At 63.5% G+C, this 16655-nt stretch carries 22 protein-coding genes; 11 read left to right on the forward strand and 11 right to left on the reverse strand.

Annotation, left to right across the window (positions count from 1 at the left end; genetic code table 11):
• Positions 1-354: OmpA family protein (locus tag NJ75_RS05985; protein ID WP_039332464.1), on the forward strand; the 354-nt coding region annotated here is incomplete at its 5' end.
• A gap of 94 nt (positions 355-448) precedes the next feature.
• Positions 449-985: a superoxide dismutase family protein gene (locus NJ75_RS05990; RefSeq protein ID WP_039332466.1), complete on the forward strand. Its 537-nt coding sequence runs from the start codon at positions 449-451 to the stop codon at positions 983-985.
• Here NJ75_RS05990 and NJ75_RS05995 read toward each other — a convergent pair whose 3' ends face one another.
• The 7 genes from NJ75_RS05995 to NJ75_RS25360 all read right to left on the reverse strand — a co-directional run bounded on the left by NJ75_RS05995 (position 986) and on the right by NJ75_RS25360 (position 7906).
• A complete protein-coding gene (locus NJ75_RS05995; protein WP_039332468.1) occupies positions 986-2578 on the reverse strand; it encodes an MFS transporter in 1593 nt (530 codons plus the stop codon).
• Positions 2553-3251 (reverse strand): 7-cyano-7-deazaguanine synthase QueC, encoded by a 699-nt coding sequence (gene queC / locus NJ75_RS06000; protein WP_039332470.1) that lies wholly within the window; start codon positions 3249-3251, stop codon positions 2553-2555. The genes NJ75_RS05995 and queC overlap by 26 nt, the downstream gene beginning before the upstream one ends.
• Positions 3252-3318: 67 nt before the next feature.
• The gene (locus tag NJ75_RS06005) at positions 3319-3747 is read right to left on the reverse strand and encodes a DUF3617 domain-containing protein (protein ID WP_236727074.1); all 429 of its coding nucleotides are present in this window, start codon (positions 3745-3747) and stop codon (positions 3319-3321) included.
• Positions 3748-3895: 148 nt separating this feature from the next.
• Positions 3896-4756 carry an Hsp33 family molecular chaperone HslO gene (gene hslO / locus NJ75_RS06010; RefSeq protein WP_052242148.1) on the reverse strand — a complete coding sequence of 287 codons (861 nt, stop codon included), beginning with the start codon at positions 4754-4756 and terminating at the stop codon, positions 3896-3898.
• A gap of 57 nt (positions 4757-4813) precedes the next feature.
• Positions 4814-5740: an ornithine carbamoyltransferase gene (gene argF, locus NJ75_RS06015; protein ID WP_039332473.1), complete on the reverse strand. Its 927-nt coding sequence runs from the start codon at positions 5738-5740 to the stop codon at positions 4814-4816.
• Complete coding sequence (locus tag NJ75_RS06020; RefSeq protein ID WP_039332477.1) at positions 5737-6930, reverse strand: aspartate aminotransferase family protein; 1194 nt, start codon at positions 6928-6930, stop codon at positions 5737-5739. Before NJ75_RS06020 ends, argF begins: the two co-directional genes overlap by 4 nt.
• Positions 6931-7102: 172 nt before the next feature.
• Complete coding sequence (locus tag NJ75_RS25360; RefSeq protein ID WP_039332478.1) at positions 7103-7906, reverse strand: cold-shock protein; 804 nt, start codon at positions 7904-7906, stop codon at positions 7103-7105.
• A gap of 303 nt (positions 7907-8209) precedes the next feature.
• Here NJ75_RS25360 and NJ75_RS06030 point away from each other — a divergent pair, with 303 nt between their 5' ends.
• The 3 genes from NJ75_RS06030 to NJ75_RS06040 are packed head-to-tail and all read left to right on the forward strand — an operon-like array spanning position 8210 to position 9990.
• Complete coding sequence (locus tag NJ75_RS06030; protein WP_039332860.1) at positions 8210-8644, forward strand: protein tyrosine phosphatase family protein; 435 nt, start codon at positions 8210-8212, stop codon at positions 8642-8644.
• 18 nt (positions 8645-8662) lie between these two features.
• The gene (locus NJ75_RS06035; protein WP_236727075.1) at positions 8663-9106 is read left to right on the forward strand and encodes a hypothetical protein; all 444 of its coding nucleotides are present in this window, start codon (positions 8663-8665) and stop codon (positions 9104-9106) included.
• Positions 9103-9990, forward strand: a complete 888-nt coding sequence (locus tag NJ75_RS06040; RefSeq protein WP_039332479.1) for a sterol desaturase family protein — start codon at positions 9103-9105, stop codon at positions 9988-9990. Before NJ75_RS06035 ends, NJ75_RS06040 begins: the two co-directional genes overlap by 4 nt.
• Here the strand turns inward: NJ75_RS06040 and NJ75_RS06045 are convergent.
• From NJ75_RS06045 to NJ75_RS06055, 3 genes are read right to left on the reverse strand one after another with little or no spacing between them, the layout of a single operon-like run.
• On the reverse strand, positions 9987-10775 hold the full coding sequence (locus tag NJ75_RS06045) for a GDSL-type esterase/lipase family protein (RefSeq protein ID WP_052242101.1): 789 nt from the start codon (positions 10773-10775) through the stop codon (positions 9987-9989). The genes NJ75_RS06040 and NJ75_RS06045 overlap by 4 nt on opposite strands.
• Entirely contained in the window at positions 10775-11974 is a 1200-nt protein-coding gene (gene spt / locus NJ75_RS06050; RefSeq protein WP_039332480.1) for a serine palmitoyltransferase, read from the reverse strand. Before spt ends, NJ75_RS06045 begins: the two co-directional genes overlap by 1 nt.
• 4 nt (positions 11975-11978) lie before the next feature.
• On the reverse strand, positions 11979-12218 hold the full coding sequence (locus NJ75_RS06055) for an acyl carrier protein (protein WP_039332481.1): 240 nt from the start codon (positions 12216-12218) through the stop codon (positions 11979-11981).
• Positions 12219-12385: 167 nt separating this feature from the next.
• Between NJ75_RS06055 and NJ75_RS06060 the strand changes: the two genes are divergently transcribed.
• Complete coding sequence (locus tag NJ75_RS06060; RefSeq protein ID WP_039332482.1) at positions 12386-12970, forward strand: Pycsar system effector family protein; 585 nt, start codon at positions 12386-12388, stop codon at positions 12968-12970.
• A gap of 3 nt (positions 12971-12973) precedes the next feature.
• Here the strand turns inward: NJ75_RS06060 and NJ75_RS06065 are convergent, their stop codons facing one another.
• On the reverse strand, positions 12974-13336 hold the full coding sequence (locus NJ75_RS06065) for a response regulator (RefSeq protein ID WP_039332483.1): 363 nt from the start codon (positions 13334-13336) through the stop codon (positions 12974-12976).
• A 127-nt stretch (positions 13337-13463) separates the two neighbouring features.
• Between NJ75_RS06065 and NJ75_RS06070 the strand changes: the two genes are divergently transcribed.
• Genes NJ75_RS06070 through NJ75_RS06090 form a run of 5 tightly spaced genes read left to right on the forward strand, consistent with a single transcriptional unit; the run spans position 13464 to position 16646 of the window.
• Complete coding sequence (locus tag NJ75_RS06070) at positions 13464-13667, forward strand: DUF3572 family protein (protein ID WP_322788216.1); 204 nt, start codon at positions 13464-13466, stop codon at positions 13665-13667.
• Positions 13664-14296, forward strand: coding sequence for a hypothetical protein (locus NJ75_RS06075; RefSeq protein WP_039332486.1), 633 nt, complete (start codon positions 13664-13666; stop codon positions 14294-14296). Before NJ75_RS06070 ends, NJ75_RS06075 begins: the two co-directional genes overlap by 4 nt.
• Positions 14293-14760, forward strand: a complete 468-nt coding sequence (locus tag NJ75_RS06080) for a RidA family protein (protein ID WP_039332489.1) — start codon at positions 14293-14295, stop codon at positions 14758-14760. Before NJ75_RS06075 ends, NJ75_RS06080 begins: the two co-directional genes overlap by 4 nt.
• Positions 14732-15508 (forward strand): glycerophosphodiester phosphodiesterase family protein, encoded by a 777-nt coding sequence (locus tag NJ75_RS06085; protein ID WP_039332493.1) that lies wholly within the window; start codon positions 14732-14734, stop codon positions 15506-15508. The genes NJ75_RS06080 and NJ75_RS06085 overlap by 29 nt, the downstream gene beginning before the upstream one ends.
• Positions 15509-15515: 7 nt before the next feature.
• Positions 15516-16646 carry a GNAT family N-acetyltransferase gene (locus NJ75_RS06090; RefSeq protein WP_039332495.1) on the forward strand — a complete coding sequence of 377 codons (1131 nt, stop codon included), beginning with the start codon at positions 15516-15518 and terminating at the stop codon, positions 16644-16646.
• The last annotated feature ends 9 nt before the right edge of the window (positions 16647-16655 follow it).

Here is a 16655-nt window from a genome sequence, read left to right on the forward strand (position 1 = left end):
GTCTGCAACAAGGGGCCGTACATCGTGTTCTTCGACTGGGATAAGTCGGACATCACGCCTGAGGCGGCTACGATCCTCGACAACGCGGTTACCGCCTACGGCAACTGCGCGAGCGTTCCGATCATGCTGGCCGGTTATGCCGACCGTTCGGGTACCGTGAAGTACAACCAGGCCCTTTCGGAGCGCCGCAACGTGTCGGTCCGTTCGTACCTCACCTCGCATGGCATTCCGGATGGCTCGATCACCAGCCAGGCATTCGGCGAAAGCAACAACCGCGTTCCGACCGCCGACGGCGTTCGCGAACTTCAGAACCGTCGCGTGGAAATCACGTACGGTCCGGGTTCGGGCATGTAAGCTTCGGCTTTGCCGGAAAAAGAACGAGGGGTCGGAGAAATCCGGCCCCTTTTTCGTTATGAGCTAGGGCGCCAACTGATCGGAGACCGTTGTAATGCTATCCAAGGCCGCAATCCTGCCTCTCGCCTGCTCGCTTCTGCTGGGCGCATGTGCAACGATGGACCAGGCGGACCAGACATCGACGCTGGCACGGGCTACGCTTTCAGACGCTGCGGGCGCTTCGGTAGGCACTGTCAGGATCGAGCAGTCGGGGACTGCGCTCTCGCTCGTTGCTGATGTGCGGGGAATGTCGGCCGGGCAGCATGGGATCCACATGCATACGACCGGAAAGTGCGAGGCTCCGGACTTCACATCGGCCGGTGGTCATTTGAATCCCACCGCTCACCAACATGGCACGATGAACCCCGCCGGCCCGCACCTGGGGGATCTTCCGAACATCACCGTTGCAGCTGACGGGACCGGGACGTTGAGCGCGCCCCTCAGCGGTACAGCCGCCACGGTGCTGGCCAGCCTGTTCGATACCGATGGCACCGCCATCGTCGTCCACGCCGGGCCGGACGATTACAAGACCGACCCCAGCGGCAATAGCGGGGGCCGCGTTGCCTGTGGTGTACTTACCCAGGGCGCCTGATCAGGCGAGGGTTTCCCCGGCTGCGCGTGCCCGCTGATCGAGGCTGGCCAGCGCTCCGGGGACACTGCGAATTGCCACGATGAGAAGAACCAGCCCGATCGGCGCTGCCGCAAGCGTGGACAGCACGCCGAGCGACAGATCATCGCCGTTGGTCGCCGACACGTAGCCCGCCATGAACGGCCCGAGCGCGAGACCGACCAGTGTCGTGGCGAGGAAGAACGTGGCCGTGGCAGTGCCCCGCATGCGCGGCAAGACCAGGGATTGACTGGTTGCCGCGGCACCGCCCAGCGCGCTGCTCGACATCGTCTGCGCCACAAACAGCATGGCTACGAAAGTTGCGAAGCTGTCGGTCCGGAAGGCAATGACCATTGGGACGATAGGCGCAATCAGCCCGAACAAGGTCACCATGATCCGCCCGGCAGAATGTCGTTTGTACAGATGGTCGGCAATGCGGCCACCAATGATCACGCCGAGGAACCCGGCCAAGGCACCGGGCGCGCCGATGAACCATCCAAGGTCACCTTTGGCAATGGCGAACACGCGCTCGGCGTAAGGAGCGGCCCAGTAGGACGTGGCGTACGAAGTGAACGCCACCATGCCGTATCCAAGCGTCGTGCACAGGAATGCAGGGGTTCCCCAGATCAGGCGGAAGGTTGGCAGGTCGCGCGCCCGCAAGGCGCTTGCCCAACTGTAGACCGCGTAAAGGCCAACCCCCACGAAGATCCATTGCTGACGCGTCGGTCGTCCCAGCAGCATGGTAAGTGCGTAGACCCCGCCGGCAATGACCACGGCCACCGCGAGATTGGCGATCAGGGCCATGGCGCCGCGCCGCGCAGCGCCGATCAGCGTCAACGGCGGGATCACCGTGACGAGTTCTGCGAAAAATCCCTTGAAAGGGCGCTCCACGCTGGGCGTTGGCAGTCCGTCGATGGCGCCGCGTATGGGTTCGCGCAGGGTGGCAACGAGCAAGGCCAGAAGCACTCCGGGCAGGCCAACGGCCATGAAGGCTGCCTGCCAGCCAACAAGGCCGAAGGGGCCTCCTGCGGGGTACGCCGCGTTCCATTGCTCGACGATAAGGCCCCCCACCAGCAGGGACAGGCCGCCCCCCAGGAACAACCCGGAGGAGTAGATCGACAAGGCGGTTGCGCGCAGCCTTTGCGGGAAGTAGTCCGAAATCAGGGAATAGGCCGCCGGGCTCGCCGTCGCCTCTCCTACACCGACGCCGATGCGCGCGGCGGTGAGTTGTCCCCCGGTCCGAGACAGGCCCGAGACCGCTGTCATCAGTGACCACAACGCGAGTCCGGCACTCATCAGGCGGACTCTATGCCAGCTGTCGGCGAGACGGCCGAGGGGAATGCCGAACAGCGAGTAAAACACTGCAAAGGCGGTTCCGTAAAGGAAGCCGAGGTCCGCGTCGGTAAGCGACAGGTCCTTCTTGATATCGTTGGCCAGGATCGAAAGGATCTGCCGGTCAACGAAATTTAGGACGTAGACTAGCACCAGAATGCTCAAGACGTACCAGCTGTACGCAGTCGCTTCCTGTTCCTGAGGGTGCGTCGGGTCCGTGCTAGTCGCTGTACCGGGTTCCGTCATTCAGGCCTGCCTCTTCAAACCCTGCGCGTCGCAGGCGACAACTGTCGCATACGCCGCAGGCTCTCCCATCGGTCAGGGGATCGTAGCAGGACCAGCTCTGGCCAGCATCGAGCCCCAGTCGCGCTGCTTCCTGCGCGATCCGTGATTTCTTGAGGTGTTGGAGCGGGGCATGGACAGTTACTGTCCCACCCTCGCTGCCGATCTTGGTGGCGATCCGCGCCAGGCCTTCGAAGCCCTGCACGAACTCCGGCCGGCAATCGGGGTAGCCTGAATAGTCCAGGGCGTTCACCCCGATGAACAGGTCCTTCGAGCCAGCAGCTTCTGCCCAAGCCAGGGCGAGCGACAGAAACACGAGGTTACGGGCCGGGACATAGGTCACCGGGATGTCGTCTCCCACGCCGTCCTTGGGCACGTCGATATCCGCAGTCAGCGCAGAACCGCCGAACTGGCGCAAGTCCAGTGGCAGGATGACGTGGCGTTCCACGCCGACGCGCTCTGCGATCACGCGCGCCGCGTCGAGCTCAATGCGGTGCCGCTGGTTGTAATCAATCGTCAGCGCAAGAACGCGGAATCCCTGCTCCTTGGCCAGCCCTGCGCAAACCATCGAATCGAGTCCGCCCGAAAGGAGAACGACTGCGAGAGGAGCTTGGGCGACTTCAGGGCTTTGCAACATTGCCAATGGGCTAGCCGTGCCGTCGGCCCGATGCAATGGTCTCGCGCGTAACTTTATGCTTCCTGTCTCAACGTGGGCAGGGACCGAGACGCCGTGCTTCGGCGACGAAGTTGAACGGCAGGCCGTTGTCGATCCCCTGCGTTTCCAGTTGTGCAAGGCGCGGGTTCTCGAAGCGGACCCGGGTGTGGCCATAGCCACCGGCCGGGCAGGTGTACTGCACCGTCACCATATTCGGCGCATCGTCGATGACAAACCGCCGGCAAGCCTCGCCACGGTGGCGCACCTGGATAAGCTTCCGGCCATTGTCCACGCATAGCTGCACGGTATCGGACTCATCGCGGGCGCGCACTTCCCACAGACCCGGCTCCAACCGATCAAGCATGGCAAGGGCAGGCCCTTGCGCGACGCCCGACGTCGCGGCGAAGGCTCCAGCCGCAATGGCAGACAGGACTGTGGCGCGACCGAGGCCGCGAAGCGGGACCAGACGTGATGACATGAAGCTCCACTCGCACCCATGAGCGCCGGCGTCTGTGCCGTTGCTCACTCAATGCTTGATCTTATCACGGTGTTTCGCGCGACGGAACGGTCACAGTGCGCGACCAAATGTGAAAAGTACTGTCACATTTTAGGTCAAGGCCTGATTGTCAGTCCAGTTCGATCGCAAATTCCCGCGAACAGAACGCGCAATCCACCACGATGAGCCCGTCGTCATTCTCCATCTCCGCGCGCTCGGATGCGGCAAAGCGGGACAAGATGTCGCGATAATGTTCGATCGTGCAGCGGCAACCGCGGGTGAGGGCCGTACCGGTCTCGGCCCGGATTTCCGGCTCCTCGTGGAACAGGCGCCACACTACGCTTTCGAGGTCGAGCGCCGGATCAACCAGCTCTGCCTCGCTGATCGAGCCACCGAGGACGGAGACGTGCTCCCACTCGGGATGGTCCAGCTGCACATGCAGACGCTCGCGGCCTTCCTCGCCTTCTGGCAGGTGCTGTAGCAGCAGGCCCCCTGCGACGCATGCGCCAGGGGTGTTGCTGACGCCGATACGAATCAGCGTGGGTATTTGTTCGGACTGAAAGAAATAGCTCTGGCACGCTTCTGCCAGCGAATTGCCCTCAAGCGGCACGACGCCCTGATAACGCTGCCCGGTTGCGGCAAGGTCAAAGGTGATCGCCAAGTATCCTTCGCCGAACAGGGAGAAGAGCGACGGCACCGGACCCAACTCGTCCAACCGTGCCCGGTCATGCCGGACGTAGCCACGCAGCTCGCCATTGCGATAGTCGCAGACCAAGAGGTCGACGATGCCGTCTTGCGTCTGCGCCTGCAGCGTCAATTGGCTGTCGTCGCCCTTCAGCAGTGATCCCAGCAGGGCGGTGATCGTCAGCGCTTCGGCCAGCAGGTGGCGGATCGGCGCAGGATAGGCATGGGCAGACAGGATCGTGTCGAGAACCGGGCCCAGCCGCACTGCCCGGCCGCGCGCATTCTTGTGCGGCAGGGTGAACTGCATCACCGTATCGAAACCGGTGGACGGCTGGACCTGTTCACTCACTTGACTTCACATCCTTCAAATCTGGCCGAACACCCAGCGCAGCACAGACTTCTGCGCATGAATGCGGTTCTCGGCCTCATCCCACACGACCGAGCGAGGGCCGTCGATCACGGAGTCCGTGACCTCCTCGTTGCGATGCGCGGGCAGACAATGCAGGAACAGGGCGTCGGGCTTGGCGTGGGCCATAAGCGCATCGTTCACCTGATAAGGTTCCATTGCCGCCAGCTTGGCTTCGGCATGGGCCTGGCCCATCGAAATCCACGTGTCGGTGACGACAACGTCGGCTCCGCGAACAGCCTTTACCGGATCGCGGACCACACGGATGCCGCCGCCAGCCAGCTTTGCCGCCTCGATCATCGCAGCGTCAGATTCATAACCTTCCGGCACGCCGATGCGCACGTTGAACTTCAACAGTCCGGCCGCTTCGACGATCGAGTTGAGCACGTTGTTGCCATCGCCCAGCCAGGCGACCTCCAGGCCGGGCAGGGCCTTGCCATGCTCGATCACGGTGAGCAGGTCCGCCATGATCTGGCAGGGGTGGGACAGGTCGGTGAGGCCATTGATCACCGGAACGCTGGCATAGCGGGCCAGTTCCTCGACCTTGGCATGGTCGTCGGTGCGCAGCATGATGGCGTCTGCCATGCGGCTGAGCACACGCGCCGTGTCGGCGATCGTCTCGCCGCGGCCGAGCTGGGTGGTACCCGCATCGAGGATCAGCGCCGAACCGCCAAGTTGGCGCATGGCAATGTCGAACGACACGCGGGTGCGCGTGGAATTCTTTTCGAACACCATGGCCAGCACGCGACCGGCCAGTGGCGCGTCTGCGTCTGGCTGGCCCTTGGGAAGAGCGGCGCGCACAGCCTTCCGGTCTATCGCGTCATTCAGCATGGCGGCGATGGAAACGCCGCCAGCATCGGTGAGGTTCAGGAAGTGCTTGGTCATGTAACCGGCGCCTCCGGCGCGTAGCTGGCCGCAGCGGCTGAAAGACGCTCCATGAATTCGTCGATGTGGCTGTCGTCGATCACAAGCGGCGGGATCACCCGGACGGTGTTGTCGCCTGCCGAAACGGTCAGCAGCTGGTGGTTGTCGCGCATGTGGGCGACGAACGGACGCGGTTCGACCTTCATCATGAGGCCGAGCATCAGGCCACGCCCGCGAACGCCGATGAACAGGTCAGGGTAGTTGCCGATGAACTGTTCAATACGGCCGCGCAGCCGCTCACCCTTGGCACGCACTTCGCTGAGGAATTCCTCGTTGGCGACCACATCGAGCACAGCTTCGCCGGCTGCCATGGCCAGCGGGTTGCCGCCATAGGTGCTGCCGTGCGTGCCGGCGACCATGCCGCGCGCCGCCTTTTCCGTGGCGAGGCAAGCACCCATCGGGAAGCCGCCGCCGATGCCCTTGGCAGTCGCCATCACGTCAGGCGTGATGCCATACTGTTCGTAGGCATAGAGCGTGCCGGTGCGGGCAACACCGCACTGCACTTCATCGAAGATCAGCACGAGGTCATGTTCGTCGCACAGCGTGCGCAGGCCCTTGAGGAACTCGTCCGAGGCATCGCGGATGCCGCCTTCGCCCTGGATGGGCTCGACCAGGAAGCCGGCGGTGTTCGGACCCATTGCTGCCTTGGCGCCTTCGAGGTCGTCGAAGTCGACGTACTTGAAGCCTTCGAGCAGCGGCAGGAAGCCCTTGTGCATCTTCTCCTGATTGGAGGCACTGATCGTGGCCATCGTGCGGCCATGGAAGGCGTTCTTGAAAGTGATCAGCTCGTACTTGTGGTCATTGCCCACGGCCGAGTGATAGGCGCGCGCGGTCTTGATCGCGCACTCGACAGCCTCGGCGCCCGAGTTCGTGAAGAACACGGTGTCGGCAAAGGTCAGGTCGACCAGGCGCTGGGCGAGATGTTCACCCTGCGGGCTGCCGTAGAGATTCGACACATGCATCAGCGTCGCAGCCTGTTTCTGGATCGCGCCGATCAGGTGTTCGTTCGAATGACCGAGCAGGTTCACTGCGATGCCGCTGGCAAAATCGAGGTAGCGCGTGCCATCTTCGGAAATCAGGTGGCAATGCTCGCCTCGCACCGGACGCACGCCGCACCGGGGGTACACGGGCATCAGCGGGGTGATCGACATAGAACTCTCCTGTTCAGTCACGAATGTTTCCAGATGGCGCAACAATACTGCGCGAGCCAGATAGAAAAAGGGGAATCGACAAACGACAAATGGCGGCCCTTCAGGACCGCCATCTGTGCGCGTATGTGGTTGCAGGCCGCCGGTCAGACTACCGGAAGCGATGCAATCGGGATCAACCCTGAATCGGCACCAGGTTGACCGCCGAGTGCTTGCCTCGTCGATCGACCTCGAGGTCGAATTCCAGCTTGTCGCCTTCGTTCAGCTCGCGCAGGCCCGAGCGTTCGACGGCGCTGATGTGCACGAATGCGTCGGGTTGGCCGTCATCGCGAGTGATGAAGCCGAAGCCCTTCATCGCGTTGAAGAACTTGACCGTGCCGGTGGCCTTTTCGCCAGTCAGCTCGCGCTGCGGGGCAGCGGGCTTCGAAGCCACGGGGATGACATCGCCCACGACCTGAAGGTCTGCAGCAGAAATCTTGCCACCACGGTCGACGAGGTTGAATTCCAGCGTCTGGCCTTCAGCCAAGCCTTCAAGGCCGGCACGCTCGACTGCGCTGATGTGGACGAACACGTCCTCACCACCGTCTTCGCGCGAGATGAAGCCGAAGCCCTTCTGGCCGTTGAAGAACTTGACGACACCCTTGCCGGTGCCGACAACCTGGGCAGGCATACCGCCGCCACGACCGCCGCCGAAGCCGCCACCGCCGCCGCGCGGACCACCGCCGCCGAAGCCGCCGCGATCGCCGCCGCCGAAGCCGCCGCGATCACCACCGCCGAAGCCGCCGCGATCACCGCCGCCGAAGCCGCCACGTCCGCCGCCGCCGCCAAAGCGATCGCCGCCGCCAAAGCCGCCACGGTCACCATAACCGCCGCCGCCAAAGCCGCCACCGCCGCCGCCGTAGGGATCAAAACCGCCTTCGTCGCCGAATCCGTCGCGCTTGTCTCTGCCGCGACCGCGCCGCCCTCTGTCAAAACCCATAGAAATCAATAGACCTTCAATCCGCCCCAACCTTCACGGCACCGCAGGCCGGACGCGGGAACCGGCGGCGCGACGAGGGAATCAGTGCCGGACTCAAGAGGCCGGACCTTACCTTTGCGGCCAAGACTATAGAGCAAAAATGCAGGACCGCTAACGGAATCGACAAGGCGGCCACAATTCGTCCCGAAAACTGTGGCATTTGTGCCGATCTGCCCAATGCTCGTGCCTGCGGCTAGCGCCGTACTTGCCCCGGGCATGAGCATTGGGCAGAAGCGTGGCGAACAGATTGTCAGGACCCACCAGATGTTTCGCAAGATCGACGAAAAGACTTATGCCAGTCCGCAGATCGGCCTCGCCGAAGTGGCCTATGCCAAGGCGCTGGGCATCGGCATGATCATCAACAACCGTCCTGAAGGTGAATCCGACGATCAGACTCCGGGCGCCGATATCGAAGCGGCCGCACGCGATGCCGGAATCGCCTATGTCGCGATTCCGGTCAGCCACGCCGGCTTCTCGATGCCGCAGGTCGAGGCGATGCAGGCGGCGCTGGCTCAGGCGGGCGACGCGCCCGTGCTCGCCTACTGTCGCTCCGGCACCCGTTCGACCCTGCTCTGGGCGCTCGCGCAGGCTCGCTCCGGCCTTGACCCTGACGAGATTGCCACGAGGGCGGCTGGCGCCGGGTATGACATTTCGCCGATCCGGGCGACAGTCGACATGCTCGCCGGGCAGGCCGGATAACGCGCACCGGGGGCGGGGGTGAACACTCTGATCGAGACCGCACTGGGCAATCCGGTCGTGGCCAAGGTTCTGCAATTGCTGGGGTCGCTTCTGGCGATACTCATGCTGGCATGGCTGGCGCGCCGCATGCAACTCGGCGGCGACCCCCGCATTGACGGCGCCGACGAAGCGCGCGCTTTGGCCGAGGATGCGATCTGCGGCTTCGAGGCTCAGGACATCGTCGTCGACCGCGCCCGCATCGGTGCGCTTGCGCGCGACGGGCTCGGCCGGGTCCTGCTCATCCGCCAGCATGGCAGCCATTTCGCCACACGCCAGCTGACCAGCCACGCCGGGGTGCGGCTCGATGGGCGCTTTCTTACCATCGCCACCGATGACCGACGCTTCGGCACGGTCACACTGGACCTGGGCGATCAGGCGCAGGTCTGGGCTGCCAGCCTCCGCCGCCTCGGAGCAGCCGCATGAAGCCGATTGATGTAGTCACCTATGCGGTGCCGTTCTTCGTTGTCATGGTGCTCGCCGAGATGATCTGGGCCGCACGCAGCGCCCCCGAAAAGTACGAACCGCGCGATACCCTGACCAGCCTAGCGCTGGGCCTTGGCAGCACCGTTGCCGGGGCACTGACGGCTGGCGTCGTCTTTGCTGGGGCGATGTGGCTCTACGATCACCGTGTGGCAACGGTGCCGTCTGCGTGGTGGGCTTGGATTGCCTGCTTCGTGCTCGATGACTTCAATTACTATTGGGCTCACCGCACCGGACACCGCGTGCGCTGGTTCTGGGCGAGCCACGTCAATCACCATTCGAGCCAGCACTACAACCTGTCGACCGCGCTGCGGCAGACCTGGACCGGCTTCTTCGCCCTGTCTTTCATCTTCCGCATCTGGCCGGCGTTTCTCGGCTTCCATCCGGCGATGATCGTCACCGTCGGCGGTGCCAACCTGATCTACCAGTTCTGGATCCACACCGAGGCGGTCCTGCGCATGCCGCGCTGGTTCGAGGCAGTGTTCAACACGCCTTCGCACCACCGCGTTCATCACGCCACCAACCCGATTTACCTCGATCGCAACTATGCCGGGGCGCTGATCGTGTGGGATCGCCTGTTCGGAACGTTCCAGCGCGAGCGCGACGATCTTGCGATCCGCTACGGCATCGTCAAGCAATTGGGCAGCTTCCACCTGCTGCATGCCGCGTTCCATGAATGGCGGGGAATGCTAGCCGATTTCTGGCACGCGCCGTTCCGGCACAAGCTCTCGTACCTGGTGCGCGAGCCGGGCTGGAGCCACGATGGCAGCCGTGAAGGCTCGGACGCAATCCGCGCACGCTGGCTTGAGCGCAACGGCGCCGATTAACGCTTCTTCGCTGCCTGCTTCTCGGCTTCGGCAATCGCCGCCTTGGCGATGGGCTCCATTACCGCATAGCCTTTGGCGTTCGGATGAATGCCATCGGGTGCCAGCTCCGGATTGATCCCGCCCTCGGCATTGACCAGCGCTGCGTGGTAATCGGCATAAACCGCACCACGAGCCTTGGCATAGTCCTTGAGCCAGGCATTCAGCGCAACAACCTGCCTTGCGGGCGAAAGCGCCGGTTTCCACGGGAACTTGGCGGCTGGCAGAATGCTGCCGATCACCACGGCGGTGCCGTTCGCCTTGGCCAGATCAACCATTGCCGCGATATGGTTGGTGTACATCTCGGGGCTGTTCGGTCCGGTGTTGCCCGCAAGGTCGTTGGTACCGATCATGATGTGCACGACCTTGGGCCGCAGCCTGACCACATCCTGATAGAACCGCACCAGTATCTGCGGGCTGGTCTGTCCGCTGATCCCCCGCCCGACAGCTCCTGCGACGAACAGCGACGGTGCGAGGCCCACCCAGTTCTCGGTGATAGAATCCCCGATGAAGACCACGCGCGGCGTCTGTGCCAACTGCTTGTCAGCCTCGGCATAGCGGCATTGCCACGCCCAGTCGTACTGGCGCACATAGGGATGGCCGAAGAACAGCCCGCGCGTGTCGGTGGGGCAGGGCTTCTCGATCATTCCGTCGCCCGGCGGGGTCACCGGGGGCGCAACGGGAGGACGGTTCTGCGCCCATGCCGGAAGCGCTGCCAGAGCCAGAACTGCTCCCAGAACCAACCGCATCAGATGATTCCCACGGCCTTTCCGGCGCGTTCGAACATGCCGATGATCTTGCCGACCTGCTCGGCAGAATGCTCGGCGCAAAGCGAACAGCGCAGCAGTGTCATGCCTGCGGGCGTTGCCGGGGGACGGGCAAGGTTCACGTAAAGCCCTTCGTGCAGGAGCGCTTCCCACATTGCCGCGCCCCGCTCGAGATCGGGCATGATCACGGAAATGATCGCGCTCTGCGCTTCGCTGGTGCCCAGCTGGAAGCCCTTGTCGCGCAGGCCCTTGTGCAGCGTCTTCGAGTTCTCCCACAGGTGTGCCCGCTTGTTTCCGGCGTGCATAAGCTTGCGGATAGACGTTGCAGCCGTGTGCACCACGCTCGGCGGAAGTGAGGCGGTGAACACGTAGGGACGGCACACCAGTCGCATGATCTCGAACTTGGGATGGTTGGAAACGCAGAAGCCGCCGACGGTGCCGACCGACTTCGAGAACGTGCCGATCACGAAATCGACGTCCTCGAGACACCCTTGATCCTCGGCCACGCCGCGCCCGTTGGGGCCGATGAAGCCCATCGAGTGCGCCTCGTCCACCAGCACCATCGCGCCATATTCCTTCGCAACGCGGATCATGTCCTTGAGCGGGGCGATGTCGCCCAGCATCGAGTAGACGCCTTCCAACACCACCAGCTTGCCCGCACCTTCCGGCACGCGCTTCAGGCGCTTTTCCATGGCCTCAATGTCGTTGTGCTTGAACGGCACCACTTCGGCATCGCCCATCTTGCAGCCGTCCCAGATGGAAGCGTGGCTGTCGATGTCGAGGATGATGTAGTCACCCTTGCCGGCAATCGTGCTGATGATGCCGAGATTGGCCTGGTAGCCGGTGGAGAACACCATGGCATGATCCATGCCATAGAACTCCTTGAGCGCTTCTTCGCAGGCCTTGTGCCCGGCATAGGTTCCGTTCAGCACGCGGCTGCCCGTAGTGCCCGAACCGAAATCATCGAGGGCCTGCTTGCCCGCCGCGATCACGTCGGGGTCGAAGGTCATGCCCATGTAGTTGTAGGTGCCGAGCAGGATCGTCTCGCGCCCGTTGCACACCGCAACGGTCGGGCTGATCACCCGTTCCATCACGAGGTTGAACGGATCTTCCACCCCACCTGCCAGCAGCGCGCGGCGCTGTTCGATCAGTGGGTCGAACTTGCTGAAAAGATCGGTCATTGGCTTATCCCTGCAGCTTCGTCACTGCATCGATCAACTGGCCGTAGGTTTCGATCTCGGCCTGCTGGTTCATGCTGATGATGATGTCGAAGTCATCCTCGATGGCCGCGACGAAATCCATCACGGTCAGGCTATCCCATTCCAGATCGCCAGCAAAAGTGGTCGCTTCGGTGATTGCGATGCCCTTCTTGTTGAAGGGTTCGATCAGTTCGGCGATCTTTTCGGCGGTTGCGGCGCGATCCATCAATTCTTCTCCAAGGAGCAGGAGAGGCCCCCTGCCAGACGATTAAGGCCGAAAAGCGGCCAATGGCACTGCTTGTCAAGCACGCTGCCTCTGTGTCATCCCCGGAATTACGGATAACCGCACAGAACGGCGCCCAGAAGCGGCGCACAGAACGGCAGGGGGGAATGATGGCACAAGTCGAGGAACAGGCCGAGCAACCGCTGGCCGCACCATCGATGCCGTCGCCCTCGGGATACTCCAATCACGCCATTCACCTGGTGCGCACATCGCAGCAGATCAACCTGACGCTAAGCCAGATGGCCGATGCCAAGGCCTCGATCCTGATGGGCGCGACGTTTCTCGTGTTCACCATCGCGGTTGGGCAGGCGAAGAGCGGCGCAATGCCGTGGTCGCTGGGCGTGCTGGCGCTGTTTGCGTTCATCTCGGCCATGTGCGCGGTGTTCGCGGTCCTGCCATCGGTCAGCAACCCCAGGTCTGCAAAGCTGAACGATGGCAAGCCCAACAAGCTGTTCTTCGGCTACTTCACCCATATGGACGAGGGCGAGTGGACCGATTCAATCATGTCCGAATTGCGGGCCGACGAAACCGTGTTCCGCACCATGCTCCACGATATCTACCAGAACGGGCAGGTCCTGCAGCGCAAGAAGTACAAATACCTCGCCTACGCCTACAAGAGCTTCATGACCGGCCTGTGCCTGACAGTCGTCACCTTCGTGATCGAACACGCGAGCAGCGTTGCGGCGGCGATGTAACTCTCAAACCAAGGCGTTCACCGCCACCATGAACGGCCCGATCGACACCGGCTTGGCAAGATAGCCCTCGGCGCCTGCCGCGCGGATAGTCTCTTCGTCGCCCTTGCCGGCATAGGCCGTCACGGCAAGTATCGGGATCGCCTTCAGCTCCTCGTCCGCCTTGATCGCCTCGATCAGGTCAATGCCCGAGACGTTCGGCAGCTGGATGTCCATGATCACCAGATGCGGCATGAACAGGCGCGTCTTCTCGATCGCCTCGCGGCCATCGGCCACCGGTTCCACCTCGAAACCCTTGGCGCGCAGCAAGTCGCAGAACAGCTTGCGGTTGAGGTCGTTGTCCTCGACAACCAGAATTCTTTTTGCCACTGACACGCCTGTTTTCGAAAGCTGACGGCGCCACCCTTATTGCCCGCGAAAGGCCCTGACAATCATCCGCGAGCCTTCCTCCCCCATCGATGCCGCTGCCCTTGCGCTGCAGGCTCTCGGCTGGGTCCTGTCCGATGGTGACCGCGCCGAGCGGTTCCTCAGCCTCACTGGCCTGACACCCGACGAGTTGCGCGCGGGCCTTGGCGATCCCTCCATGCTCGCTGCCGTTCTCGATTTTCTTGCCAATCACGAGGCAGACCTTGTCAACGCGGCTTTCGCGCTCGACATCTCGCCCGAAACCCTGATTGCCGCCCGGAAGGAATTGTCATGAGTAGCCGCCCCCTGATCGTCAGCGATTGCGACGAGGTGCTGCTGCACATGGTCGCCCCGTTCCGTGACTGGCTGGGCGAAAGCCAAGGCGTCAGCTTCAAGATGGACAGCGCCGATTTCTCCAAGGCGATGCGCTACGCCAAGGATGGCGAGCTGGTGCCGCCACAGGAAATCTGGAACCTGCTCAACAAGTTCTTCGATACCGAGATGTATCGCCAGCAGGCCATTGCCGGTGCCGTCGCCGGGATCAACGCGGTCGGGCAGGACGCCGACGTGGTGATCCTGACCAATCTCAACGATCACCGCCGTGACATGCGCGCGCGCCAGCTGGCCGATGTCGGCATCAACGCTCGCGTCTTCACCAACCAAGGGCCGAAAGGCCCTGCGCTCAAGGCGATCCTCGACGAGTACAATCCCTCGCGCGCCCTGTTCATTGACGATCTGCCGCAGCACCACGATTCGGTTTCGCAACTGACGCCCGAGGTGATCCGCCTGCACCTGTGCGGCGAACCGCTGCTCAGCCCCCATATCGACTGCGCCCACAAGGCCGGCCATGCCCACGCCCGGATCGATGACTGGGAAGCGGCACTGCCCTGGATACTCGAACAAATACATGGAGAAGACGCGTGACCGATCCCGTTGAAGCAAAGCTGGCAGCCCTCGGGCACACGCTGCCGCAGGCCGCCGCGCCTGTTGCCGCCTATGTGCCGACGGTCGAGGCGAACGGGCTGCTCCACGTCTCGGGCCAGCTTCCCTTCATCGATGGCAAGCTGGTGACTGGCCGCCTCGGCGAGAACGTCAGCCTTGAGGATGGCACCGCCGCCGCCCAGGCTTGCGGGTTGATGATCCTCGCCCAGGTCAAGGCGGCATTGGGCTCGCTCGATCGCGTGGAGCGCGTGGTCAAGCTTGGTGCGTTCATCAGCTCGACCGCGGACTTCACCGATCAGCCGAAGGTCGCCAATGGCGCGTCCGAGCTGATGGCTGCGGCTTTCGGCGACGCTGGCAAGCACGCCCGCAGCGCGGTCGGCGTGCCTGTCCTGCCCTTGGGCGCTGCGGTGGAAGTCGATGCTGTCCTTGCTGTTCGCCCTGCTTGACCGCTTTCTGGTCCCCGCGCCGGATCAGGCGCGGGTCGGCTGGCTGCGAGGCGTGAGCTACGCCCATCGCGGCTTGCACGGGGCCGGCGTTCCCGAAAATTCGCCCAGCGCGTTCGCCCTTGCCATCGAGCGGGGCATGGGCATCGAATGCGATGTCCAGCGCACCGCTGATGGTCAGGCAGTGGTCTTCCACGATTGGGACCTCGATCGCCTGACCGCCGAAACCGGTCCGGTGATCGAACGGCGCGCCGATGCGCTGGCCAAGATTCAGCTGACCGGCAGCAGCGACTGCATCCCCACCCTGCGCACCTTCCTCGATTCTGTCGCCGGTCGCGCGCCGCTGCTGATCGAACTAAAGTCGAAGCGCGAAATCCGGGTCGCGCCATTGTGCCTGGCTGTGCGCCGTGGGCTTGAAGGCTATCGCGGGCCCGTTGCCGTCATGAGCTTCGACCCGCGCGTCTGCCGCTGGTTCGGTCGCCATTCGCCGCACGTGGTCCACGGCCTTGTCGTGACCGAGGAGGGCAAGCGCACGCTCCTCGCCACGCTCAAACTGCACTTTGCCTTCTGGCAGGCTCGCCCCCAGTTTCTTGCATGGGACGTGCGCGATCTGCCGAGCAAGTTTGCCGCCGCCCATCGCAAGCGCGGCTTCCCGGTCCTGACATGGACCGTCCGCTCCGCCGAGCTCGCCGCGCGTGCGGCAGACTGTGCCGATGGACCTATTGCCGAGGGCGCAGGCGTCGGGGCATGACCCTCGCGTGACTTACACCGCGCGCATCCACAAGTCCGTCTCGGAAATCGCCGCCGAGGACTGGGACCGGCTTGCAGGTGACGGCAACCCCTTCGTTTCCCACGCTTTCCTGAAACTGCTTGAGGATTCTGGATCGGTCGGCGGCCGCTCCGGCTGGTCACCACTGCCCATCGTGATCGAGGGCGAAGGTGGCAAGCCCGCCGCAGCACTGCCCGCTTACCTCAAGAGCCACAGCCAGGGCGAGTACGTGTTCGACCATTCGTGGGCGGACGCTTGGGCCAGGGCAGGGGGCAACTATTACCCCAAGCTGCAGATCAGCGCTCCGTTCACTCCCGCCACCGGCCCCCGCCTGCTGCTCGGAGATCGCCCGGAGCTCGCAATCCCGCTCCTGCGCGCCGCTGAACAGCTCTGTAACAGCAACGGCCTGTCCTCAGCCCACGCCACCTTCATCGAGCCGGGTCAGTTGCCGCTGTTCGAACAGGCCGGCTGGTTACCCCGCTCGGACATCCAGTTCCACTGGGAGAACCGTGGCTATGAAAGCTTTGCCGACTTCCTCGGCGCGCTGAGTTCCGAAAAGCGCAAGAACCTGCGCAAGGAGCGGGCCAAGGCGCAGGACGGCGTCGAGATCCGCCAGCTGACCGGCGATGCCATCCGCCCCCAACACTGGGACGCGTTCTGGGTGTTCTATCAGGATACGGGGATGCGCAAATGGGGCCGCCCCTATCTGACCCGTGCCGCCTTCGACCTGATCGGCGAACGCATGGCCGACAAGGTCCTCCTCGTCCTCGCCTTCGATGGCGACGAACCCGTGGCGGGCGCGCTCAACTTCATTGGCAGGGACGCGCTCTACGGCCGTTACTGGGGCGCAGTGGTGGAGAAGCCCTTCCTCCACTTCGAACTCTGCTATTATCAAGCAATCAATGCTGCCATCGCGCTCGGCCTGTCGCGGGTGGAAGCAGGCGCCCAAGGGGGCCACAAGCTTGCAAGGGGTTACGAACCCGTCCGCACCTGGTCAGCCCATTACATCGCCGATCCCAACTTCCGCAGCGCGGTCGCCGATTTTCTCGAACGCGAACGCGCAGGCATCGCGCAAGACCAGATGTATCTTGGAGAGCGGACCCCGTTCAGGAAGGGATGAATTGGCAGT

Origin of the sequence: Novosphingobium subterraneum, from assembly GCF_000807925.1 — a bacterium.
GTDB lineage: Bacteria > Pseudomonadota > Alphaproteobacteria > Sphingomonadales > Sphingomonadaceae > Novosphingobium > Novosphingobium subterraneum.